General features: G+C 66.1%; 18 protein-coding genes. 16 read left to right on the forward strand and 2 right to left on the reverse strand.

Features of this window, described 5'->3' with window-relative positions; translation table 11 throughout:
* Positions 1–11: 11 nt before the first annotated feature.
* The 5 genes from WCE05_RS08450 to WCE05_RS08470 all read left to right on the forward strand — a co-directional run bounded on the left by WCE05_RS08450 (position 12) and on the right by WCE05_RS08470 (position 6,928).
* A complete protein-coding gene (locus tag WCE05_RS08450) occupies positions 12–1,670 on the forward strand; it encodes an AMP-binding protein (RefSeq protein ID WP_368815741.1) in 1,659 nt (552 codons plus the stop codon).
* 56 nt (positions 1,671–1,726) lie between these two features.
* The gene (locus WCE05_RS08455; protein WP_368815742.1) at positions 1,727–2,050 is read left to right on the forward strand and encodes a DUF485 domain-containing protein; all 324 of its coding nucleotides are present in this window, start codon (positions 1,727–1,729) and stop codon (positions 2,048–2,050) included.
* A complete protein-coding gene (locus tag WCE05_RS08460; RefSeq protein ID WP_368815743.1) occupies positions 2,047–3,705 on the forward strand; it encodes a cation acetate symporter in 1,659 nt (552 codons plus the stop codon). The genes WCE05_RS08455 and WCE05_RS08460 overlap by 4 nt, the downstream gene beginning before the upstream one ends.
* A 151-nt stretch (positions 3,706–3,856) precedes the next feature.
* Positions 3,857–5,893 carry an FAD-dependent oxidoreductase gene (locus WCE05_RS08465; RefSeq protein ID WP_368815744.1) on the forward strand — a complete coding sequence of 679 codons (2,037 nt, stop codon included), beginning with the start codon at positions 3,857–3,859 and terminating at the stop codon, positions 5,891–5,893.
* A 135-nt stretch (positions 5,894–6,028) separates the two neighbouring features.
* Positions 6,029–6,928 carry a 1-aminocyclopropane-1-carboxylate deaminase/D-cysteine desulfhydrase gene (locus tag WCE05_RS08470; protein ID WP_368815745.1) on the forward strand — a complete coding sequence of 300 codons (900 nt, stop codon included), beginning with the start codon at positions 6,029–6,031 and terminating at the stop codon, positions 6,926–6,928.
* Here WCE05_RS08470 and WCE05_RS08475 read toward each other — a convergent pair.
* Positions 6,919–7,464, reverse strand: a complete 546-nt coding sequence (locus WCE05_RS08475; protein WP_253080976.1) for a cytochrome b — start codon at positions 7,462–7,464, stop codon at positions 6,919–6,921. The two genes, WCE05_RS08470 and WCE05_RS08475, sit on opposite strands and share 10 nt — an antisense overlap.
* 189 nt (positions 7,465–7,653) lie before the next feature.
* On the reverse strand, positions 7,654–8,643 hold the full coding sequence (locus tag WCE05_RS08480) for a DUF1853 family protein (RefSeq protein ID WP_368815746.1): 990 nt from the start codon (positions 8,641–8,643) through the stop codon (positions 7,654–7,656).
* 57 nt (positions 8,644–8,700) lie between these two features.
* Here WCE05_RS08480 and WCE05_RS08485 point away from each other — a divergent pair, with 57 nt between their 5' ends.
* The 11 genes from WCE05_RS08485 (at position 8,701) to WCE05_RS08535 (ending at position 20,635) form a co-directional block, all read left to right on the forward strand.
* Positions 8,701–9,591, forward strand: coding sequence for an NAD(+) kinase (locus tag WCE05_RS08485; protein ID WP_225787007.1), 891 nt, complete (start codon positions 8,701–8,703; stop codon positions 9,589–9,591).
* Positions 9,591–10,562, forward strand: a complete 972-nt coding sequence (locus WCE05_RS08490) for a metallophosphoesterase (protein ID WP_225787006.1) — start codon at positions 9,591–9,593, stop codon at positions 10,560–10,562. The genes WCE05_RS08485 and WCE05_RS08490 overlap by 1 nt, the downstream gene beginning before the upstream one ends.
* Entirely contained in the window at positions 10,559–11,437 is an 879-nt protein-coding gene (locus WCE05_RS08495) for a rhomboid family intramembrane serine protease (RefSeq protein WP_225787005.1), read from the forward strand. The genes WCE05_RS08490 and WCE05_RS08495 overlap by 4 nt, the downstream gene beginning before the upstream one ends.
* 13 nt (positions 11,438–11,450) lie before the next feature.
* A complete protein-coding gene (locus WCE05_RS08500) occupies positions 11,451–11,711 on the forward strand; it encodes a YeaC family protein (RefSeq protein WP_225787004.1) in 261 nt (86 codons plus the stop codon).
* A complete protein-coding gene (locus WCE05_RS08505) occupies positions 11,708–12,538 on the forward strand; it encodes a DUF2797 domain-containing protein (RefSeq protein ID WP_225787003.1) in 831 nt (276 codons plus the stop codon). The genes WCE05_RS08500 and WCE05_RS08505 overlap by 4 nt, the downstream gene beginning before the upstream one ends.
* Positions 12,539–12,551: 13 nt before the next feature.
* On the forward strand, positions 12,552–15,224 hold the full coding sequence (gene pepN, locus WCE05_RS08510; RefSeq protein WP_253080977.1) for an aminopeptidase N: 2,673 nt from the start codon (positions 12,552–12,554) through the stop codon (positions 15,222–15,224).
* 228 nt (positions 15,225–15,452) lie between these two features.
* Entirely contained in the window at positions 15,453–16,481 is a 1,029-nt protein-coding gene (locus WCE05_RS08515; protein WP_368815747.1) for a WD40/YVTN/BNR-like repeat-containing protein, read from the forward strand.
* Positions 16,478–18,880: an RND family transporter gene (locus tag WCE05_RS08520; protein ID WP_225787000.1), complete on the forward strand. Its 2,403-nt coding sequence runs from the start codon at positions 16,478–16,480 to the stop codon at positions 18,878–18,880. Before WCE05_RS08515 ends, WCE05_RS08520 begins: the two co-directional genes overlap by 4 nt.
* Positions 18,881–18,945: 65 nt before the next feature.
* Positions 18,946–19,236 (forward strand): DUF5629 family protein, encoded by a 291-nt coding sequence (locus tag WCE05_RS08525; RefSeq protein WP_253080978.1) that lies wholly within the window; start codon positions 18,946–18,948, stop codon positions 19,234–19,236.
* Entirely contained in the window at positions 19,202–20,332 is a 1,131-nt protein-coding gene (locus WCE05_RS08530; RefSeq protein WP_225787156.1) for a lactonase family protein, read from the forward strand. The genes WCE05_RS08525 and WCE05_RS08530 overlap by 35 nt, the downstream gene beginning before the upstream one ends.
* 123 nt (positions 20,333–20,455) lie before the next feature.
* On the forward strand, positions 20,456–20,635 hold the full coding sequence (locus WCE05_RS08535) for a hypothetical protein (protein ID WP_225786998.1): 180 nt from the start codon (positions 20,456–20,458) through the stop codon (positions 20,633–20,635).
* Positions 20,636–20,759: the final 124 nt, after the last annotated feature.

The following is a 20,759-nucleotide window of genomic DNA, read 5'->3' on the forward strand; positions in this document are numbered from 1 at the left end:
AGGGGCCTGTCATGACGTCATCGACTTTCGAGCATGAGCTTGCGCCCACCGAAGCCAACCATGTCCCGCTTTCGCCGTTGTCCTTCCTCAAGCGCACCGCGCAGGTGTACCCGGAACGCGACGCGGTGGTCTATGGCGCGCGGCGCTACACCTACCGCCAGTTGCACCAGCGCAGCCGTGCCTTGGCCAGCGCGCTCGAGCGGGTCGGTGTGCAGCCGGGCGAACGGGTGGCGGTGCTGGCGCCCAATGTCCCCGAGATGCTCGAAGCCCACTATGGGGTACCCGGTGCGGGGGCCGTGCTGGTCTGCATCAACATACGGCTGGAGGCGCGGAGCATCGCCTTCATCCTGCGTCACAGCGGGGCCAAGGTACTGATCTGCGACCGTGAGTTCGGCGCGGTCGTGCACGAGGCGCTCGCCATGCTGGCGTCGCGCCCCTTGCTCGTCGGTATCGACGATGCCCAGGCCGAAGGGGGAGACCTGGCCCACGACCTGGACTACGAAACGTTCCTCGCCCAGGGCGACCCGGGCCGGCCATTGACGGCACCGCAAAACGAATGGCAGTCGATCGCGATCAACTACACCTCGGGTACCACGGGCGATCCCAAGGGCGTGGTGCTGCATCATCGCGGCGCCTACCTCAATGCCTGCGCCGGCGCGTTGATCTTCCAGCTGGGGCCGCGCAGCGTCTACCTGTGGACCTTGCCGATGTTCCATTGCAATGGCTGGAGCCACACCTGGGCGGTGACGCTGGCCGCAGGCACCCACGTGTGCCTGCGCAAGGTGCAGGCCGAAGCGATACACGCCGCTATCGCCGAGCATGCCGTGACCCATCTGAGCGCCGCGCCCGTGGTGATGTCGATGCTCATTCATGCCGACGATCCGGGCGTGCGGCCCAACGCATCACCGGTGTCGGTCATCACCGGCGGGGCGGCGCCGCCGAGCGCGGTGATCGCCGCGATGGAGGCGCGCGGCTTCAGCATCACCCACGCCTACGGCATGACCGAAAGCTATGGGCCTAGCACCCTTTGCGTGTGGCAACCGGGCGTCGACGAGCTGCCGCTGGAGGCGCGTGCCCAGTTCATGAGCCGCCAGGGCGTCGCCCATCCCATGCTCGAGGAGGCCACGGTGCTGGATAGGGACACCGGCCAGCCGGTGCCGGCCGACGGGCTCACCCTGGGTGAACTGGTGGTGCGCGGCAACACGGTGATGAAAGGCTACCTCGACAACCCCGAGGCCACCCGTAGCGCGCTGGCCAACGGCTGGTTGCACACCGGTGACCTGGCTGTGCTGCACCCGGACGGCTACGTGGAAATCAAGGATCGCGCCAAGGACATCATCATTTCCGGCGGAGAGAACATCAGCTCGCTGGAAATCGAAGAGGTGCTCTACCTGCATCCAGGGGTGGTCGAGGCCGCCGTCGTGGCCCGCCCTGATCCGCGCTGGGGGGAAACGCCGCATGCCTTCGTGACCTTGCGCGCCGATGCCCAGGCCAGCACCAGTGGCGAGGACCTGATCCGCTGGTGCCGCGAGCGCCTGGCGCATTTCAAGGCGCCGCGGCACGTGTCGCTGGTGGCATTGCCCAAGACCGCCACCGGCAAGATCCAGAAGTTCGTACTGCGCCAGTGGGCCAGGCAGCAAACGGAGGACATGGCCAGCGCCGAACATTGATCGACCTGCTGCACCCGCAAACCCAATAACAACAAGTACGTTGCCGGAGGTGTCCCATGTCCAGTCCGCTGTATGCCCGCATTCGTCGCAGTGCCCAGTTCCAGCAACTGGTGGCGCGGCGCAACCGTTTTACGCTGAGCCTGTTCTCGCTGATCCTAGCCTCTTTCTATGGCTACATGGCGCTGGTTTCGTTCTGGCCCGAGCTGATCGCCATGCGGCTGGCGCCAGGCTCGAACCTGACGTTCGGGGTCGCTGCAGGCGCGTTCCTGTTCCTGTTCTTCTGCGTGCTTTCCGGGTTCTACGTGTACCGCGCCAACGGCGAATTCGACCGTATGACGCAATCGTTGGTCGCCGGCTTGGAGCAGGAGGACCGGGCATGAACAGACTGCTACCGCTGGCCTTGCTGCTGTACCCAGGGTTGCTGATGGCCGCACCGACGGTCGATGGCGACCAGCGCCAGCCGCTCAATGTGCATGCTATCGGCATGTTCATGGTCTTCGTGGTCTTCACCTTGTGCATCACCTGGTGGGCGGCCCGACGCACCCGTTCCACCTCCGACTTCTACAGCGCCGGAGGGGGCATCCCGGGATGGCAGAACGGCCTGGCGCTCGCCGGGGACTACATGTCGGCCTCCACGCTGCTTGGCATCACCGCGCTTATCTATACCTCCGGCATGGATGGCTACATCTACCTCATCGCGTTCTTCGCGGGTTGGCCGGTGCTGCTGCTGTTGATGACCGAGCGCTTGCGTAACCTTGGGCGCTTCACGTTCGCCGACATCACCTCGTATCGGCTCGACCAGGGCAAGGTGCGCACCATGGCGGCGATCGGTTCCCTGACCGTCGTGTGCTTCTACCTGGTGGCGCAGATGGTCGGCGCCGGGCAGTTGATAAAGCTGTTGTTCGGCCTGGACTATCACCTCGCCCTGGTGATCGTCGGTGCGCTCATGATGCTCTACGTGACGTTCGGCGGCATGGTGGCGACGACCTGGGTGCAGATCATCAAGGCCTTCCTGTTGCTGGTGGGTGGTTCGCTGGTGCTGTTCCTGGCGCTGAAGGCGTTCGACTTCAGCTACGACACGCTGGTCAGCGAGGCGATGGACACGCATGCCCTCGGAGAGCGGCTCCTGGCGCCCGGGAGCCTGCTCGCCGATCCGCTGACGGCACTTTCGCTGAGCCTGGGGCTGGTGTTCGGCACGGCGGGGCTGCCGCATATCCTGATGCGTTTCTTCACCGTGAGCGACGCACGGGAGGCCCGCAAGTCGGTGCTCTACGCCACCGGTTTCATCGGTTATTTCTTCAATGTCATCTTCCTGCTCGGCCTGGCGTCGATCGTGATCGTCAGCCAGCAGCCGCAGTTCTTCGAAGGCGGGCAGGTGGGCGGCAAGCTGCTCGGAGGCGGCAACATGGTCGCCATGCACCTGGCGCAGGCGGTCGGCGGCAACCTGTTGCTGGGCTTCCTGTCGGCGGTCACCTTCGCCACCATCCTGGCCGTGGTCTCGGGCCTGGCCCTGGCCGGGGCATCGGCCATCGCCCACGACCTCTATGCGCGCGTGTTGATGAAGGGGGCGGCGAGCGAGGCGCAGGAGTTGCGCGTCACCAAGCTGGCCACGCTTGCCCTTGGGTTGGTGGCGATCGGCTTGGGCAGCGTCTTCGAAAATATCAACGTGGCCTTCATGGTCGCCTTGGCCTTCGGCATCGCCGCATCCGCCAACTTTCCCGTGCTGTTCCTGTCGATGTTCTGGCAAGGCCTGACCACTCGCGGGGCCCTGGCGGGCGGCTATGTCGGCTTGGCCAGCGCTATCGCCTTCGTGGTGTTGTCCAAGCTGGTGTGGGTCGATGTGCTGCATTTCGCCGAACCCCTGTTCCCCTATACCCAGCCGGCGCTGTTCTCCATGCCGCTGGCCTTTCTCGCCGCCTACGTGTTCTCCCGGCGCGACCAGACCGCCCAGGCCAGGCGCGAGCGGGAAGCGTTCGAAGATCAGTTCGTGCGAGGACAGACCGGGGTGGGCGCAAGCCGGGCGGCCAGCCACTGAGGGGCTGTGCAGCAGGATCATCAAGTTGTCTGTTTCGATCATTGAGCGCGTTCAAGCGGCTGTTTAATGTCGACGCCAGACAAACGACGGGGCCCGCCATGCCGGCCGAGGTACCCGCATTCCGTGATCATGCCTCATGGGGAGTTCTTCCATGGCCGCCGACCGCTATCCACACTTGCTGGCCCCGCTCGACCTGGGGTTCACCACCTTGCGCAACCGCACCCTGATGGGGTCCATGCACACTGGCCTGGAGGAGCGCCCCGGCGGCTTCGAGCGCATGGCTGCCTATTTCGCCGAGCGTGCCCGGGGCGGTGTCGGCCTGATGGTCACCGGTGGCATCGCGCCGAACGACGAAGGCGGCGTGTATTCCGGAGCGGCCAAGCTCAGCACCGAGGAAGAGGCCGAGCAGCACCGTATCGTCACCCAGGCCGTGCATGCCGCCGGTGGCAAGATCTGCCTGCAGATCCTCCATGCCGGGCGCTATGCCTACAGCCCACGCCAGGTGGCGCCCAGCGCCATCCAGGCACCGATCAACCCGTTCAAACCCAGAGAACTGGACGAGGCGGGCATCGAGAAGCAGATCGCCGACTTCGTCCAGTGCGCCGTGCTGGCCCGGCGCGCCGGTTACGATGGCGTCGAGATCATGGGTTCGGAGGGCTACTTCATCAATCAGTTCCTCGCCGCCCACACCAACCAGCGTACCGACCGCTGGGGAGGGTGCTACGAGAACCGCATGCGCCTGGCGGTGGAGATCGTCCGTCGGGTGCGTGAGGCGGTGGGCGAGGACTTCATCATCATCTTCCGCCTGTCGATGCTCGACCTGGTGGAGGGCGGCAGTACCTGGGACGAGATCGTCCTGTTGGCCAAGGCCATCGAGGGGGCCGGCGCCACCTTGATCAACACCGGTATCGGCTGGCACGAGGCGCGCATCCCGACCATCGCCACCAAGGTGCCGCGCGCGGCGTTCAGCAAGGTGACCGCCAAGCTGCGTGGCGCGGTGAAGATCCCGCTGATCACCACCAACCGCATCAACACCCCGGAGGTGGCCGAGGCGGTGCTGGCCGAGGGCGATGCCGACATGGTCTCCATGGCCCGGCCGTTCCTCGCCGACCCGGACTTCGTCAACAAGGCCGCCGAGGGGCGTGCCGACGAGATCAACACCTGCATCGGCTGCAACCAGGCCTGTCTGGACCACACCTTCGGCGGCAAGCTCACCAGTTGCCTGGTCAACCCGCGCGCCTGCCACGAGACCGAGCTGAACTACCTGCCTGTCGCCCAGGCCAAGCGCATCGCCGTGGTCGGCGCCGGCCCCGCCGGCCTCGCCGCGGCCACCGTGGCCGCCGAGCGCGGGCACCAGGTGACCCTGTTCGATGGCGCTGGCGAGATCGGCGGGCAGTTCAACGTGGCCAAGCGGGTACCGGGCAAGGAGGAGTTCTTCGAGACCCTGCGCTACTTCCGCAACAAGGTGAAGCGTACGGGGGTCGAGTTGTGCCTGAACACCCGTGTCAGCGTGGCCGAACTGGTGGCGGGTGGTTTCGACGAGGTCATCCTCGCAACCGGCATCAGCCCACGCACTCCGGCGATTCCGGGTATCGAGCATGCCAAGGTGCTCAGCTACCTGGACGTGCTGCTCGAGCGCAAGCCGGTGGGCGAGCGCGTGGCGGTGATCGGTGCTGGCGGCATTGGTTTCGACGTGTCCGAGTACCTGGTGCACCAGGGTGTGGCGACCAGCCAGGACCGTACCGCGTTCTGGAAGGAGTGGGGCATCGATACGCAGCTGCAGGCGCGCGGTGGCGTGGCCGGCATCAAGGCCGAGCCGCATGCGCCGGCCCGCCAGGTGTACCTGCTGCAGCGCAAGAAATCCAAGGTCGGCGACGGCCTGGGCAAGACCACCGGCTGGATTCACCGTACCGGGCTGAAGAACAAGCAGGTGCAGATGCTCAACGGTGTCGAGTACCTGGGCATCGACGACGACGGCCTGCATGTGCGTATCGGCGAGGGCGAGCCGCAGGTGCTGGTGGTGGACAACGTGGTGATCTGCGCTGGCCAGGAGCCGCTGCGTGAACTGCACGAAGGGCTGCTGGCGGCGGGGCAGTCGGTGCATCTGATCGGTGGCGCCGATGTGGCCGCCGAGCTGGATGCCAAGCGGGCGATCAACCAGGGGGCGAGGCTGGCGGCGGAGCTGTGAGCCGGCGATGGGCTGCAAAGCAGCCCCACTTGTACAGGGCCTGGGCCAACCGCACATGAGGCAGCTTTGCTGGGCCCTAGAGGCGCGCATGTCTCAACTGACCAGCAGCGTGCCGGCACCTGATAGACTCGCCCAATGTCTCCAGCCTTTTCCAATCTCCCTCAAGCCCCCTTGCAATCCTTGACCTTGCCCTGGCTCGACCAGGCCGGCGTCGAGGTCGCGGTGCTGCGCCTGGACCTGGTCGACCCGCTGCTCAGCGGCAACAAATGGTTCAAGCTCCGCCATCACCTGCACGAAGCCCGGGCAGCCGGCGCGCCCGGCCTGATCAGCCTCGGTGGCGATCACTCCAACCACCTCCATGCCCTGGCGGCAGCCGGTAAGCGCTTTGGGTTCGCCACCGCTGGCCTGCTGCGTGGTCATCCCCGAGACACTCCGACGGTGCGCGATCTCCAGGACTTGGGCATGGCGCTACATTGGCTGGGCTATGGTGGCTACCGGGCACGTCATGAGCCGGGTTTCTGGGACTCTTGGCAGGCGCGCTATCCAGGCTGGCACTGCATCCCCGAGGGTGGTGGCGGCCTGGCAGGGGCGCAAGGCTGCGGGTTGATCGTCGAACAGGGCAGGACGCAGCTGGCTGCCGTGGGCTGGGACGACTACGACGCCTGGTGGCTGGCTGCCGGCACGGGCACGACCCTCGCCGGCATCGTCCTGGCCGAAGCAGGCCGGCACCCGGTGCATGGCGCCCTGGCGGTACCCAGGGAGCATGGCGCGCCGCAGAATGTGGCGGCCTTGGCCGGCGCCCGCGGCTACGTATTGCACGAAGCTTGCCGTGGCGGTTTTGCCCGTATCGACGATGAACTGCTGGCCTTCATCGACGAAACCGAGCGCCAGACAGCCCTGCCGCTGGAGGCGGTCTACACCGGCAAGGCGCTGATGGCCCTGCGCGAGCAGGCCGCGGCCGGGCGGTTCGCGCCAGGCACGCGGCTGATCTTCCTGCATACCGGCGGCCTGCAGGGCCGGCGTGGCTACTTGTAGGGCAGCATGCGCAGCAGCGTGTTGTCGCGACGCACATAGTGGTGGTAGAGGCCTGCCAGGGCATGCAAACCGATCAGCCAGTAGCCCCAACTGCCGATCCGCTCGTGCCAGCCCTTGATGAACTTGGCCAGGTCCGGGTCGGGGGCGATCAGCGCCGGCAGTTCGAGGCCATAGAACGGGATCGGCTTGTTGGCGGCGCTGAGGATCAACCAGCCGGCCAACGGCAGGCCGATCATCATCAGGTACAACAGCATGTGCACCAGGTGGGCCAGGCCGGTCTGCCAGGCCGGTGGCCGGGGCACGATCGGCGGGGTGGGGCGCGCGAGGCGCATGGCCAGGCGCAGCCATACCAGCACGAACACCGTCAGGCCCAGGGTGAAGTGCAGCGTCTTCATCAGGTCGCGTTCGGCGCTGTCCTTGGGGAACAGCCCGCGCAGCTCGATGCAGGCGTAGACGGCGGCCAGCAGCACCAGCATCAGCCAGTGCAGGGCGATGGACAAGCGCGCATAGTGCGCGGCGGGTGTGGATGAAACCATGGTCGGTCCTCGTCATCAGGTCGGGATGGCGCTCTGGCGGCGCGTGTTTTCCACTCTAATCGCTGGTTTGGGGTTTTTCCTTGAGCCAAGTCGTGTTCTGGCTGCTTTGCAGCCTATTCGCAGGCATGCCCGATCCCACAGTGTGACCTGTGAACGCTGTCATTCGCGGGGGGCAGGGTATGTGTAGCTTCACCCCGGTAGATGTGGCCAACGGTCAGCCACCAGGAACAGCCGCTCGGCTTCTTCCCAGACTCCGTCCTCAGCGGCCTGCAACCTGGCCAGCAGTTGCGCGGGTGCCACGTCGTCCAGCCCTTCGAGCCAAGCCTCGAACCGTTCCGGCAACCAGCAGTCCTGTGCCTGTACCCGCGCCGGCGCCAGCCAGGCGTGACGAGGCAGGGCTTGCCAGCGGCCAGGGGCGCAGCCAGCCGCATAGGCCGGCCAGTCGCGCCGGTGCAGCCAGCGGCCGCGCAGGTGGCGCGGCTCAGCCCCGGTCGGCGCCTCGGCCTGCCCGGGCCAGGGGTAGAACAGGTAGCCGCCCAGCCACAGGTGCGCCTGCACCTCGTCCACCCCCAGTCGCGCCAGCGCCTGGCGGCTCTGCGGGCGTCCTGAAATCGGCAACTGGTGCCCGGTCAGGTGCGAGAGCTTCAGGTCCAGGCGGTCGTGGCAGCCGGGCCCGAGCCAGTGCACCGGGTCATGGCCTGCGTCGCCCACCGGCCCGAGGTAGAGCTTGATCGCCAGTTCCAGGTGATGCACGCCCTCGCGGTCGCGCAGCAGGATGTCCAGCTCGCCCAAGGTATGCCCACCTTCGCGGATCGCCAGGTTGGCGGTCAGCAGCTCGATGCCCGGGGCCTGGCCCAGGGCGAACTGCCACAGGCTTTCGTAGTAGAGGCCCAGGCGGCGGCTGGTGAGCCGGGCCAGCCAACTGCGCAGGGGCTGGTCGTCGGCATCCAGCGCCAGCAGCCACTGGCGCAGGCGCCGCGGATCGTCGGCCCAGGCACTGGCCGCCAGCGGATGGCGCTGGCGGCAGGGCGGCGCGCGCAGCAACGGGGGCGATACCAGTGCCCAGGCCAGGTCGCGCACCGCAGGTTGGCGCAACTGGCGGGGCAGGGCGTGCAGATCGGCGAAGGGCGTCATCCTGCGAGCATAGCCGGTTTGCCGCTGGCGGGTCGTTTCGCCCATAATCCCGGCATCGGCGCCATGCGCCCGTCACCCGCCGCAGAGCCTCGCAGGAGCACCATGGAGCAATTTCGCAATATCGGTATCATCGGCCGCCTCGGCAGCTCCCAGGTGCTCGACACCATCCGCCGCCTGAAAAAATTCCTGCTCGAGCGCCACCTGCACGTGATCCTCGAGGACACCATCGCCGAAGTCTTGCCCGGCCATGGCTTGCAGACCTCCACACGCAAGCTGCTGGGCGAGGTCTGCGACCTGGTCATCGTGGTTGGCGGCGACGGCAGCCTGCTCGGCGCCGCCCGCGCCTTGGCCCGGCACAACATCCCGGTGCTGGGGATCAACCGTGGCAGCCTGGGCTTTCTCACCGACATCCGTCCCGACGAGCTGGAGGTCAAGGTCGCCGAGGTGCTCGACGGCCATTACCTGGTGGAGAACCGCTTCCTGCTGCAGGCCGAGGTACGCCGCCACAACGAGGCCATTGGCCAGGGCGACGCACTCAACGACGTGGTGCTGCACCCGGGCAAGTCGACGCGGATGATCGAGTTCGAGATCTACATCGACGGCCAGTTCGTCTGCAGCCAGAAGGCCGACGGCCTGATCGTCGCCACGCCGACCGGCTCCACCGCCTACGCACTGTCCGCCGGCGGGCCGATCATGCACCCCAAGCTCGACGCCATCGTCATCGTGCCCATGTACCCGCATACCCTGTCCGGGCGGCCGATCGTGGTGGACGGCAACAGCGAGCTGAAGATCGTCGTCTCCCAGGACTTGCAGATCTACCCGCAGGTTTCCTGCGACGGCCAGAACCATTTCACCTGCGCGCCCGGCGACACCATCACGGTGAGCAAGAAGCCGCAGAAGCTGCGCCTGATCCACCCGCTGGACCACAATTACTACGAGGTCTGCCGCACCAAGCTTGGCTGGGGCAGCCGCCTTGGAGGTGGAGGCGACTGATGCTCGATCCGGCGCGAAGTTTCGACATCATCGGCGATGTGCACGGCTGTGCCCTGACCCTCGAACGCCTGCTCGATACCCTGGGCTACAAGCGCGTGGGCGGCGTCTGGCGCCATCCCTGGCGCCAGGCCCTGTTCCTCGGCGACATCGTCGATCGCGGCCCGCGCATCCGCGAAGCGCTGCACATCGTCCACGACATGGTCGAGGCCGGCCAGGCCTTCTGCATCATGGGCAACCATGAGTACAACGCTCTGGGCTGGGTCACCCCGGCGTTGCCCGGCAGCGGCAAGACCTTCGTCCGCGAGCACACCCCGCGCCATGCCCGCCTGATCGACGAGACCTTGACCCAGTTCGCCCAGCACCCCGGCGACTGGCACGACTTCCTGCAGTGGTTCTACCAGTTGCCGCTGTTCCTCGACGCCGGCCGTTTCCGCCTGGTGCATGCCTGCTGGGACCCGCGGCTGATCGAGCCGTTGCGCCAGCAGTACCCGGACGGCTGCATCGACGCGCATTTCGTCCAGGCCTCGGCGGTTTCCGGCAGTTTCGCCGCGACCGTGTGCAACCGCCTGCTGCGTGGCACCGACATGCGCCTGCCGGACGGCCTGACCCTGACTGGCGGCGACGGCCTGACCCGCGCCTTCTTCCGTACCAAGTTCTGGGAGGAAGACCCGAAGACCTACGGGGACATCGTGTTCCAGCCCGACGCCCTGCCCGAAGAGGTGGCCCGCACGCCACTGAGCCGCAGCGAGAAGAACGCTCTGCTGCGCTACGCCGAGGACGAGCCGCTGCTGTTCGTCGGCCACTACTGGCGCAGCGGCCGGCCGGCACCGATCCGCGACAACCTCGCCTGCCTGGACTACAGCGCGGTGCTGTACGGCAAGCTGGCGGCCTATCGGCTGGACGACGAGACACGCATCGACCCGCACAAGTTCGTCTGGGTCGACGTCGACCGTCCGCAGGCCAGCCAATGAATGTGATCGAAGTGATGCGCCTGCCGCTTGCGGTCGACCTCAGTGGCTTCGTCGCCCTGCTGCGGCGCCTGCAGGTGCCGCACCGGGTGGTCGAGGAGGGCGAGGAGCAGGTGCTCTGGGCGCCCCCGCACCTGGCCGACGACGTGCGCCAACTGTACCAGCGCTTCCCCGATGGCAATGCCGACCTGGAACTGCCCGAGGGCACCGCTCTGGCGGAGAACGGCCCGAGGCCGCCGTCGCTGGCGGAGCAGGCCCGCGCCTGCAAGGTCACCGTCGCCGTCCTCCTGCTGTGCCTGGTGGTGGCTGGCCTCACAGGGTTGGGCGAGAGCCTCTCGACCATCGGCTGGTTCACCTTCCTGCAATTTCACGTGCAGGGCGACTACCTGTACTTCACCCCGCTGGCCCAGGGCCTGGCCGAGGGCCAGTGGTGGCGGCTGGTATCGCCCATGCTGCTGCACTTCGGCATCCTGCACCTGGCGATGAACGGCCTGTGGTACTGGGAGCTCGGGCGACGTATCGAGCTGCGCCAGGGGCCTTGGAGGCTCCTGCTGCTGACCCTGCTGTTCAGCCTGGTTTCCAACCTGGCCCAGCATTTCGTGGGCGGCCCCAGCCTGTTCGGCGGTTTGTCCGGGGTGCTCTACGGCTTGCTCGGGCATGTCTGGCTGTACCAGTGGCTGGCGCCCAACCCGTTGTTCAGCCTGCCCAGGGGCGTGCTGGCGATGATGCTCATCTGGCTGCTGGTGTGCCTGAGCGGTGTGGTCAGCCAGCTGGGCTTCGGCCAGATCGCCAATGCTGCCCACGTTGGCGGGCTGCTCATCGGATGCCTGACCGGGCTCTTGGGTGGGGCGCTTGCCCGGCGTAAACTGTCGGCCTGACTGAGGAGACGCTATGTCCACGTTCGCGCAAATGATCGAAAACATCACCCCGGAGATCTACGAAAGCCTGAAGACGGCCGTGGAGATCGGCAAATGGGCCGACGGCCGCAAGCTCACCCCCGAGCAGAAGGAACTGTCGCTGCAGGCGGTGATCGCCTGGGAGATGAAGAACCTCCCGGAGGAGCAGCGCACCGGCTACATGGGCCCGCAGGAATGCGCCTCGAAGTCGGCGCCGATCGCCAACCTCCTGTTCAAGTCGGACTCGGTACATTGATCGAACTCGCACGTGGCTCTCTGAGCAAGATGGCGGTACGCCTGGAAGCACCGGTCGTGCAGTACGCCTTTCGCCTGGGCGAGGAGCAGGTGCCGGTCAACCCGCTGATCGGCAAGTCCCTGCGCCTGGAGTACCTCGGCGCCATCCATTGCACCCACTGTGGCAAGCGCACCAAGACCAGCTTCAGCCAGGGCTACTGCTACCCCTGCATGACCAAGCTGGCCCAGTGCGATGTGTGCATCATGGCCCCGGAAAAATGCCACTACGACGCCGGCACCTGCCGCGAACCGTCCTGGGGCGAGCAGTTCTGCATGACCGACCACGTGGTGTACCTGGCCAACTCGTCGGGCATCAAGGTCGGCATCACCCGGGCCACCCAACTGCCCACCCGCTGGCTCGACCAGGGCGCCAGCCAGGCCTTGCCGATCCTGCGCGTGGCCACCCGGCAACAGTCCGGGCTGGTCGAGGACCTGCTGCGCAGCCAGGTGCCGGACCGCACCAACTGGCGTGCCCTGCTCAAGGGCGATGCCGAGGCGCTGGACCTGCCGGCCATCCGCGAGCGGATCTTCGACGCCTGTGCCGAGGGCCTGCGCGCCCTGCAGGAGCGCTTCGGCCTGCAGGCCATCCAGCCGTTGCCGGATGCCGAGGTGGTCGAGATGCGCTACCCGGTCGAGGCCTACCCGTCGAAGATCGTCAGCTTCAACCTCGACAAGAACCCGGTGGCCGAAGGCACGCTGCTGGGTATCAAGGGCCAGTACCTGATCTTCGACACCGGCGTGATCAACATTCGCAAGTACACGGCCTACCAATTGGCCGTGCACCAGTAAAAGGACCGCCACCATGCGTACCGAACAACCGCAAGTGATCTACCTCAAGGACTACCAGGCGCCCGAGTACCTGATCGACGAGACGCACCTGACCTTCGAGCTGTTCGAGGACCACAGCCTGGTCCATGCGCAACTGGTCATGCGCCGCAACCCCGCGCGTGGCGCGGGCCTGCCGCCGCTGGTGCTCGATGGCCAGCAACTGGAGCTGCTGGGCGTGCAACTGGACGACCAGCCCCTGGCCGCCGGTGACTACCAGCTCGACGATGACAGCTTGACCCTGCAGCCCAAGGCCGAGCGCTTCACCGTCGACACCAGCGTGAAGATCCACCCGGAAAGCAACACGGCCCTCGAGGGCCTGTACAAGTCCGGCAAGATGTTCTGCACCCAGTGCGAGGCCGAGGGCTTTCGCAAGATCACCTACTACCTCGACCGCCCGGACGTGATGAGCACCTTCACCACCACGGTGATCGCCGAGCAGCATCGCTACCCGGTGCTGCTGTCCAACGGCAACCCGGTCGGCAGCGGCACCTTCGAAAAAGGCCAGGGCGAAGACGGCCGGCACTGGGCGACCTGGGAAGACCCGTTCATGAAGCCGGCGTACCTGTTCGCCCTGGTCGCCGGCGACCTGTGGTGCGTCGAGGACAGCTTCACCCGCCAGTCCGGCCGGGACGTCACCCTGCGCATCTACGTCGAGCCGGAGAACATCGACAAGTGCGACCACGCCATGGCCAGCCTGAAGAAGTCCATGCGCTGGGACGAGGAGGTCTATGGCCGGGAGTACGACCTGGACATCTTCATGATCGTCGCGGTCAACGACTTCAACATGGGCGCCATGGAAAACAAGGGCCTGAACATCTTCAACTCCAGTTGCGTGCTGGCCCGCGCCGAGACCGCCACCGATGCCGCCCACCAACGGGTCGAAGGCGTGGTGGCCCACGAATACTTCCACAACTGGTCAGGCAACCGCGTGACCTGCCGCGACTGGTTCCAGCTGTCGCTCAAGGAAGGCTTCACGGTGTTCCGCGATGCCGAGTTCAGCGCCGACATGAACTCGCGCACGGTCAAGCGCATCGAGGACGTGGCCTACCTGCGCACCCACCAGTTCGCCGAGGATGCCGGCCCTATGGCCCATCCGGTGCGCCCGGACAGCTTCATCGAGATCTCCAACTTCTACACCCTGACCGTGTACGAGAAGGGTGCCGAAGTGGTGCGCATGGTCCGCACCCTGCTGGGCACCGAGGGTTTCCGCAAGGGCAGCGACCTGTACTTCGAGCGCCATGACGGCCAGGCGGTGACCTGCGACGACTTCATCAAGGCCATGGAAGACGCCAACGGCGTCGACCTGACCCAGTTCAAGCGCTGGTACAGCCAGGCCGGCACCCCGCGCCTGGAGGTCAGCGAGGCCTACGACGCCGCGGCGCAGACCTACAGCCTGACCTTCCGCCAGAGCTGCCCGCCGACGCCCGACAAGGTCCAGAAGCAGCCGTTCGTGATCCCGGTGGAGCTGGGCCTGCTCGATGCCCAAGGCAACGACCTGCCGCTGCGTCTGGCCGGCGAAGCCGTGCCCCAGGGCACCAGCCGCGTGTTGTCGGTGACCGAGGCCGAGCAGACCTTCACCTTCGAAGGCATCGCCGCCAAGCCGCTGCCGTCGCTGCTGCGCGGCTTCAGCGCGCCGGTCAAGCTGGGCTTCCCCTACGACCGCGACCAGTTGATGTTCCTCATGCAGCACGACAGCGATGGCTTCAACCGCTGGGAAGCGGGCCAGCAGTTGTCGGTGCAGGTGCTGCAGGAGCTGATCGGCCAGCACCAGCGTGGCGAGGCGCTCAGCCTCGACCAGCGCCTGGTCGATGCGCTGGGCACCGTGCTGGGCAACGAAGCGCTCGACGCGGCCATGGTCGCCGAGATGTTGTCGCTGCCGGGCGAGGCCTACCTCACCGAGATCAGCCAGGTGGCCGACGTCGACGCCATCCACGCCGCCCGCGAGTTCGCCCGCAAGCAGATCGCCGAGCAACTGTTCGATGCCCTGTGGGCGCGTTACCAGGCCAACCGCGAGGTGTCGCGCAACACCGCCTACGTCGCCGAGGCCGAGCACTTCGCCCGCCGCAGCCTGCAGAACATCGCGCTGTCGTACCTGATGCTCAGCGGCAGGCCCGAGGTGCTGGAAGCGACCCTGGAGCAGTTCGACCAGTGCGACAACATGACCGAGCGCCTCACCGCCCTGGCGGTGCTGGTCAACTCGCCGTTCGAGGCCGAGCGGGCCAAGGCCCTGGAGGCCTTCGCCGAGCACTTCAAGGACAACCCGCTGGTCATGGACCAGTGGTTCAGCGTGCAGGCCGCCAGCCCGCTGCCGGGTGGCCTGGCGCGGGTCAAGGCGCTGATGCAGCACCCGGCCTTCACCTTGAAGAACCCCAACAAGGTGCGTGCCCTGGTCGGCGCCTTCGCCGGGCAGAACCTGGTGAACTTCCATGCCGCCGATGGCTCGGGCTATCGCTTCCTCGCCGACCTGGTGATCGAACTCAACGCCTTCAACCCGCAGATCGCCTCGCGCCAGCTGGCGCCGCTGACCCGCTGGCGCAAGTACGATGCTGCGCGCCAGGCGTTGATGCGTGGCGAGCTGGAGCGGATCCTGGCGTCGGGAGCGCTGTCCAGCGATGTGTATGAAGTGGTGAGCAAGAGCCTGGCGTAGGACGGGTCGATACGGGGCTGCAAAGCAGCCCCGATTGATCACCGATGCCTTGACTGATCGGCCCCGCGATCCCTTCAGATGCTTAACAAAACATAACGTCCCACTCGTTGTCTTTCTGCCGATATCCCCGATAGGATGGCCCCCAAGCTATTGCAGGGCTCTGGAACAGGGTTTTCGCAGTACCTGCCAATAGATTGACCCACTACAAGAACACAACAGGGGACGGTCATGAGGGAACGGCTGATGGCGGATGCCAGGCGTGGTGCCTGGTCACTGGCGGCTGGCGCGATGCTGGCGCTGGCACTGGGAACGTGGGCAGGCAGTGTGGGCGCGGCGGCGGCCGAGGCGTATTCGACGGAGTCGGCCAAGGCCAGCCAGAGCCTGCTGATCGACACCACCCACGCCGGCAAGCGCCTGGTGGTGGTGGGCGACCGTGGCCATATCCTGTTCTCCGACGACCAGGGCAAGACCTGGACCCAGGCCCGGGTGCCCACCCGGCAACTGCTCACGGCGGTGTTCTTCCTCGACGACAAGCGCGGCTGGGCCGTGGGCCATGACGCCCAGATCCTCGCCAGCAACGATGGCGGCGCCACCTGGAGCAAGCAGTTCGAAGACCTCGCTCGCGAAGCCCCCTTGCTCGATATCTGGTTCCTCGATGCCCGCCACGGTTTCGCCGTGGGCGCCTACGGCGCCTTGCTGGAGACCACCGACGGCGGCCAGCACTGGCAGGACGTCGCCGAGCGCCTGGACAACCCCGACCAACTGCACCTCAACGGCATCGCCAGGGTCAAGGACGCCGGCCTGTTCATCGTCGGCGAGCAGGGCAGCATGTTCCGCTCCAGCGACGACGGCCAGACCTGGTCCACGGTCGAAAGCCCCTACGAGGGGTCGCTGTTCGGCGTGATCGGTACCGCACAGCCACGTACCTTGCTGGCCTATGGCTTGCGCGGCAACCTGCTGCGTTCCAGTGATTTCGGCGACAGCTGGCAATCGATCGACGTCGAAGCCGCCCGTGGCCCGCTCGAATTCGGCCTGGCAAGCGCTACGCTTCTCGATGATGGCAGCCTGGTATTGGTCGGCAATGGCGGCAGCGTGCTGCGCAGCCACGACGACGGCCAGACCTTCACGGTCTACAACCGGGCCGATCGCATCGCCCTGGCAGGGGTCAGTGGCTTGGCCGACGGTCGCCTGCTGCTGGTCGGCCAGGGCGGCGTGCACCTGGCCACCGCCGAAGGTGCCGAGGAGGTGCAGCCATGACCCACCGGGAGACATTCGACATGCACCAGCAGCACCACCAGGACAAGGCCACCCTGCTCGAGCGGCTGATCTTCAACAACCGGCCGGTGGTCATCTTCCTGTGCCTGCTGGTGAGCATCTTCCTGTTCTGGCAGGCCACGCAGATCCGCCCGTCCACCAGCTTCGAGAAGATGATCCCGCTGGAGCATCCGTTCATCGAACAGATGCTCGAGCACCGCAACGACCTGGCCAACCTCGGCAATACCGTGCGCATCTCGGTCGAGGCGGTCAACGGCGACATCTTCGACAAGGACTACATGGAGACCCTGCGGCAGATCCATGACGAGGTGTTCTACATCCCCGGCGTCGACCGCGCGGGGCTGAAGTCGCTGTGGAGCCCGAGCGTGCGCTGGACCGAGGTCACCGAGGATGGCTTCGCCGGTGGCGAGGTCATCCCCAACACCTACGACGGCTCGCCCGCAAGCCTCGATGCGCTGCGCGACAACGTGCTCAAGTCTGGCCAGGTCGGGCGCCTGGTGGCCAACAACTTCAAGTCCAGCATCGTCGACGTGCCGCTGCTGGAGAACTACCCGGACCCGCAGGACCAGGGCAAGTTGCTGGCGCTCGACTACCAGCAGTTCTCGCACCAGCTGGAAGAGAAGATCCGCGACAAGTTCCAGGCCCAGAACCCCAACGTGAAGATCCACATCGTCGGCTTCGCCAAGAAAGTCGGCGACTTGATCGACGGCCTGGTGATGGTGGCGATGTTCTTCGGTGTGGCCCTGGCCATCACCTGGGCGCTGCTGTACTGGTTCACCTGGTGCATCCGCAGCACCATCGCCGTGCTCATCACCACCCTGGTAGCGGTGGTCTGGCAGTTGGGGTTGATGCACGCGGTGGGCTTCGGCCTTGACCCGTACTCGATGCTGGTGCCGTTCCTGATCTTCGCCATCGGCATCTCCCATGGGGTGCAGAAGATCAACGGCATCGCCCTGCAGTCGAGCGGCGCCGACAACGCCCTGACCGCTGCCCGGCGCACCTTCCGCCAGCTGTTCCTGCCGGGGATGATCGCCATCCTCGCCGATGCCGTGGGCTTCATCACCCTGTTGATCATCGACATCGGGGTGATCCGCGAGCTGGCCATCGGTGCCTCCATCGGCGTGGCGGTGATCGTCTTCACCAACCTGATCCTGCTGCCGGTGGCGATCTCCTACGTGGGCATCAGCCAGAAGGCCATCGCCCGCAGCAAGAAGGATGCGACCCGCGAGCACCCGTTCTGGCGCCTGCTGTCCAACTTCGCCAGCCCCAAGGTGGCGCCGGTGTCCGTCGGCCTGGCCTTGCTGGCTTTCGCCGGCGGGCTCTGGTACAGCCAGAACCTGAAGATCGGCGACCTCGACCAGGGTGCCCCGGAGCTGCGTCCCGACTCGCGCTACAACCAGGACAACAACTTCATCATCAGCAACTACTCGACCAGCTCCGATGTGCTGGTGATCATGGTCAAGACCCCGTCGGAGAGCTGTTCGATCCACTCGACCATGGCGCCGATCGACGAGCTGATGTGGACCATGGAGAACACCCCGGGGGTGCAATCGGCGATTTCCCTGGTGACCGTGTCCAAGCAGGTGATCAAGGGCATGAACGAGGGCAGCCTGAAGTGGGAAACCCTGTCGCGCAACCCGGACATCCTCAACAACTCCATCGCCCGTGCCGACGGCCTGTACAACGCCGACTGCTCCCTGGCGCCGGTGCTGGTGTTCCTCAACGACCACAAGGCCGAGACCCTGGAGCGGGTCACCGCGGTGGCCAAGGCCTTCGCCGACAGCCACAACCGCGACGACCTGCAGTTCTTGCTCGCGGCCGGTAACGCCGGTATCGAGGCGGCCACCAACGAGGTGATCAAGTCGGCCGAGCTGACCATCCTGGTGCTGGTGTACATCTGCGTGGCGGTGATGTGCTTGATCACTTTCCGTTCCTTCGCCGCGACCCTGTGCATCGTCCTGCCGCTGGTGCTGACCTCGGTGCTGGGCAACGCGCTGATGGCCTTCATGGGCATCGGCGTGAAGGTCGCCACCCTGCCGGTGGTGGCCCTCGGCGTGGGCATCGGCGTGGACTATGGCATCTACATCTACAGCCGCCTGGAAAGCTTCCTGCGCGCCGGCCTGCCGCTGCAGGAGGCCTACTACGAGACCCTGCGCTCCACCGGCAAGGCCGTGCTGTTCACCGGCCTGTGCCTGGCCATCGGCGTCTGCACCTGGATCTTCTCGGCGATCAAGTTCCAGGCCGACATGGGCCTGATGCTGACCTTCATGCTGCTGTGGAACATGTTCGGCGCCCTGTGGCTGTTGCCGGCGCTGGCGCGCTTCCTGATCAAGCCGCATAAGCTGGCGGGCAAGGAGGGCGGATCGATCTTCGCGCATTGATCAAAAAGGGGGCCGCCATGCGGCCCCTGGCTATAATGGCCACCTATTTCTTTCCGGGTATCCCCATGACCACCCTCGCCACCGCCCTGCACACCTGCGACATGCTCCTGATCGACGGCCTGCACGCCTTCGACTTCACCTTCGACGCCTCGGGCCTCACCGTCGAGTGCATGGACGGGCGCCAGCTCCGTCGCTGGCACTTCACCACCGAGCAGGTCGCCGCTGCCGTGGCCGAAGGCGACGACTGGCGCCTCGACGATGGCCAGGGCGAGCATCGGCTAGTCTGTATGAGTGCCTTGCGCGCCTCGGAAGATGACGATGATGAAGCGGACCTGGAAGCACCTGCTGAGCGCTAGCCTCATGGGCCTGGCGATCGATGCCCACGCTGCCACCTTGCTGGTGGGCAGCTATACCGAGGGCGCCAGCCAGGGGATCTACCGCTATGCGTTCGACACGCGCAGTGGCCGGATCGAACCCAAGCCCCAGCAGGTGGTCAAGAGCGTGAGCCCCTCGTGGCTGGTGCTCTCGGCCGACCAGCGCCAGTTGTTCGCGGTCAACGAGACGCCGAAGGGGCACGTCAGCAGCTTCTCGCTCAGTGCCAAGGGCCAGATCAAGCCGCTCAACCAGGTGGCAAGCCTGGGTGATGAGCCGACCCACGCCAGCCTCAGCCATGACCAGCGCTACCTGTTCGTCGCCAACTACGCCGTCGCCCCCGACCCGGGTGGCAGCCTGGTGGTGATCCCGGTGGCGCGCGACGGCAAGCTCAAGCCGGTGGTCCAGCAACTGCGCCATGCGCCCAGCAAGGTCAACGCCGAGCGCCAGGTCGGTGGCCATGTGCACTCGGTGGTGTTGTCGCCCGAGGGGCGCCACCTCTATGCCAGCGACCTGGGCGCCGACAAGGTGTTCATCTACCGCTACGATGGCGCCAGTACCGAACGCCCGCTGAGCCCGGCGATTCCCGCCTCGGTGGCGTTGCCGCCCGGCAGTGGGCCGCGCCACCTGCTGTTCGATGCCAAGGGCCAGCATGCCTACCTGACCCTGGAAATGAGCGGCGAAGTGGTGACCTTCGACGTCCAGGACGGTGCACTGAACGAGCGCCAGCGCCTGCCCCTGACCGAGCGCCAGGAGGCTGCGGCCAAGGCGGCGGGAGGTTTGCACCTGTCGGCCGACGGGCGCTTCCTGTATGTCAGCAACCGCGGCACGGCCAACGAGATCGTGGTCTATGCCGTGGGCAAGGACGATGGCCAGCTGACCTTCTTGCAGCGCCGCTCGGTGGAGGGCGATCACCCGCGCGAATTCAGCCTCGACCCCAGCGGCAACTTCCTGCTGGTGGCCAACCAGAAGAGCGACCAGATCGTGGTGATGCGTCGCGATCCGCGCAGCGGCATGCTCGGCGAGACCGTGCAGACCCTGCCCCAGGCGGCCCCCTCGGACCTCAAGTTCATCGAGTGATTATCAATCGGCGTGATAATCGTTACTGCCGCAATGAATTTCTGTGCACAGCCTCGGCGGCGTAAGTTTGACCCAAGGCCCATCGGGGCCACTGTCAAACCACCGAAGTCGAGGGCAGCCCGCATGAACTTCAATCTCTTTCCGGTCATCGCCGCTTCCGCCATTTCCGCCTCCGTCGTCCTGCCGGCCCATGCCCAGGTCGAGGTGCGTAGCAAATCGTCCGCCACCCACAGCTACACCGAGAAGTACCTGCAGCAAAGTGCGCACTTCCATGCGGCGCTGAGCGGCAAGAACAGTCACTGAAGCGTGAAAAGGGTCTGGTAATAGCACAACGCCATGTGTTTGAATTTGACGCTGGATTATTGACCCTCCGGGAGGTGGAGCATGATGTGGCGTATCGCGGCGGTGGTGCTGTTGCTGTTTTCTT

This window comes from Pseudomonas sp. I2 (assembly GCF_040984075.1).
GTDB lineage: Bacteria > Pseudomonadota > Gammaproteobacteria > Pseudomonadales > Pseudomonadaceae > Aquipseudomonas > Aquipseudomonas guariconensis_B.

What these genes read in the sequence shown, in the direction of transcription:
- WCE05_RS08450 (WP_368815741.1), top strand. Translation starts at nt 12, where the DNA reads ATGACGTCATCGACTTTCGAGCATGAGCTTGCGCCCACCGAAGCCAAC.
- WCE05_RS08455 (WP_368815742.1), top strand. Translation starts at nt 1,727, where the DNA reads ATGTCCAGTCCGCTGTATGCCCGCATTCGTCGCAGTGCCCAGTTCCAG.
- WCE05_RS08460 (WP_368815743.1), top strand. Translation starts at nt 2,047, where the DNA reads ATGAACAGACTGCTACCGCTGGCCTTGCTGCTGTACCCAGGGTTGCTG.
- WCE05_RS08465 (WP_368815744.1), top strand. Translation starts at nt 3,857, where the DNA reads ATGGCCGCCGACCGCTATCCACACTTGCTGGCCCCGCTCGACCTGGGG.
- WCE05_RS08470 (WP_368815745.1), top strand. Translation starts at nt 6,029, where the DNA reads ATGTCTCCAGCCTTTTCCAATCTCCCTCAAGCCCCCTTGCAATCCTTG.
- WCE05_RS08475 (WP_253080976.1), bottom strand. Translation starts at nt 7,464, where the DNA reads ATGGTTTCATCCACACCCGCCGCGCACTATGCGCGCTTGTCCATCGCC.
- WCE05_RS08480 (WP_368815746.1), bottom strand. Translation starts at nt 8,643, where the DNA reads ATGGGCGAAACGACCCGCCAGCGGCAAACCGGCTATGCTCGCAGGATG.
- WCE05_RS08485 (WP_225787007.1), top strand. Translation starts at nt 8,701, where the DNA reads ATGGAGCAATTTCGCAATATCGGTATCATCGGCCGCCTCGGCAGCTCC.
- WCE05_RS08490 (WP_225787006.1), top strand. Translation starts at nt 9,591, where the DNA reads ATGCTCGATCCGGCGCGAAGTTTCGACATCATCGGCGATGTGCACGGC.
- WCE05_RS08495 (WP_225787005.1), top strand. Translation starts at nt 10,559, where the DNA reads ATGAATGTGATCGAAGTGATGCGCCTGCCGCTTGCGGTCGACCTCAGT.
- WCE05_RS08500 (WP_225787004.1), top strand. Translation starts at nt 11,451, where the DNA reads ATGTCCACGTTCGCGCAAATGATCGAAAACATCACCCCGGAGATCTAC.
- pepN (WP_253080977.1), top strand. Translation starts at nt 12,552, where the DNA reads ATGCGTACCGAACAACCGCAAGTGATCTACCTCAAGGACTACCAGGCG.
- WCE05_RS08515 (WP_368815747.1), top strand. Translation starts at nt 15,453, where the DNA reads ATGAGGGAACGGCTGATGGCGGATGCCAGGCGTGGTGCCTGGTCACTG.
- WCE05_RS08520 (WP_225787000.1), top strand. Translation starts at nt 16,478, where the DNA reads ATGACCCACCGGGAGACATTCGACATGCACCAGCAGCACCACCAGGAC.
- WCE05_RS08525 (WP_253080978.1), top strand. Translation starts at nt 18,946, where the DNA reads ATGACCACCCTCGCCACCGCCCTGCACACCTGCGACATGCTCCTGATC.
- WCE05_RS08530 (WP_225787156.1), top strand. Translation starts at nt 19,202, where the DNA reads ATGAAGCGGACCTGGAAGCACCTGCTGAGCGCTAGCCTCATGGGCCTG.
- WCE05_RS08535 (WP_225786998.1), top strand. Translation starts at nt 20,456, where the DNA reads ATGAACTTCAATCTCTTTCCGGTCATCGCCGCTTCCGCCATTTCCGCC.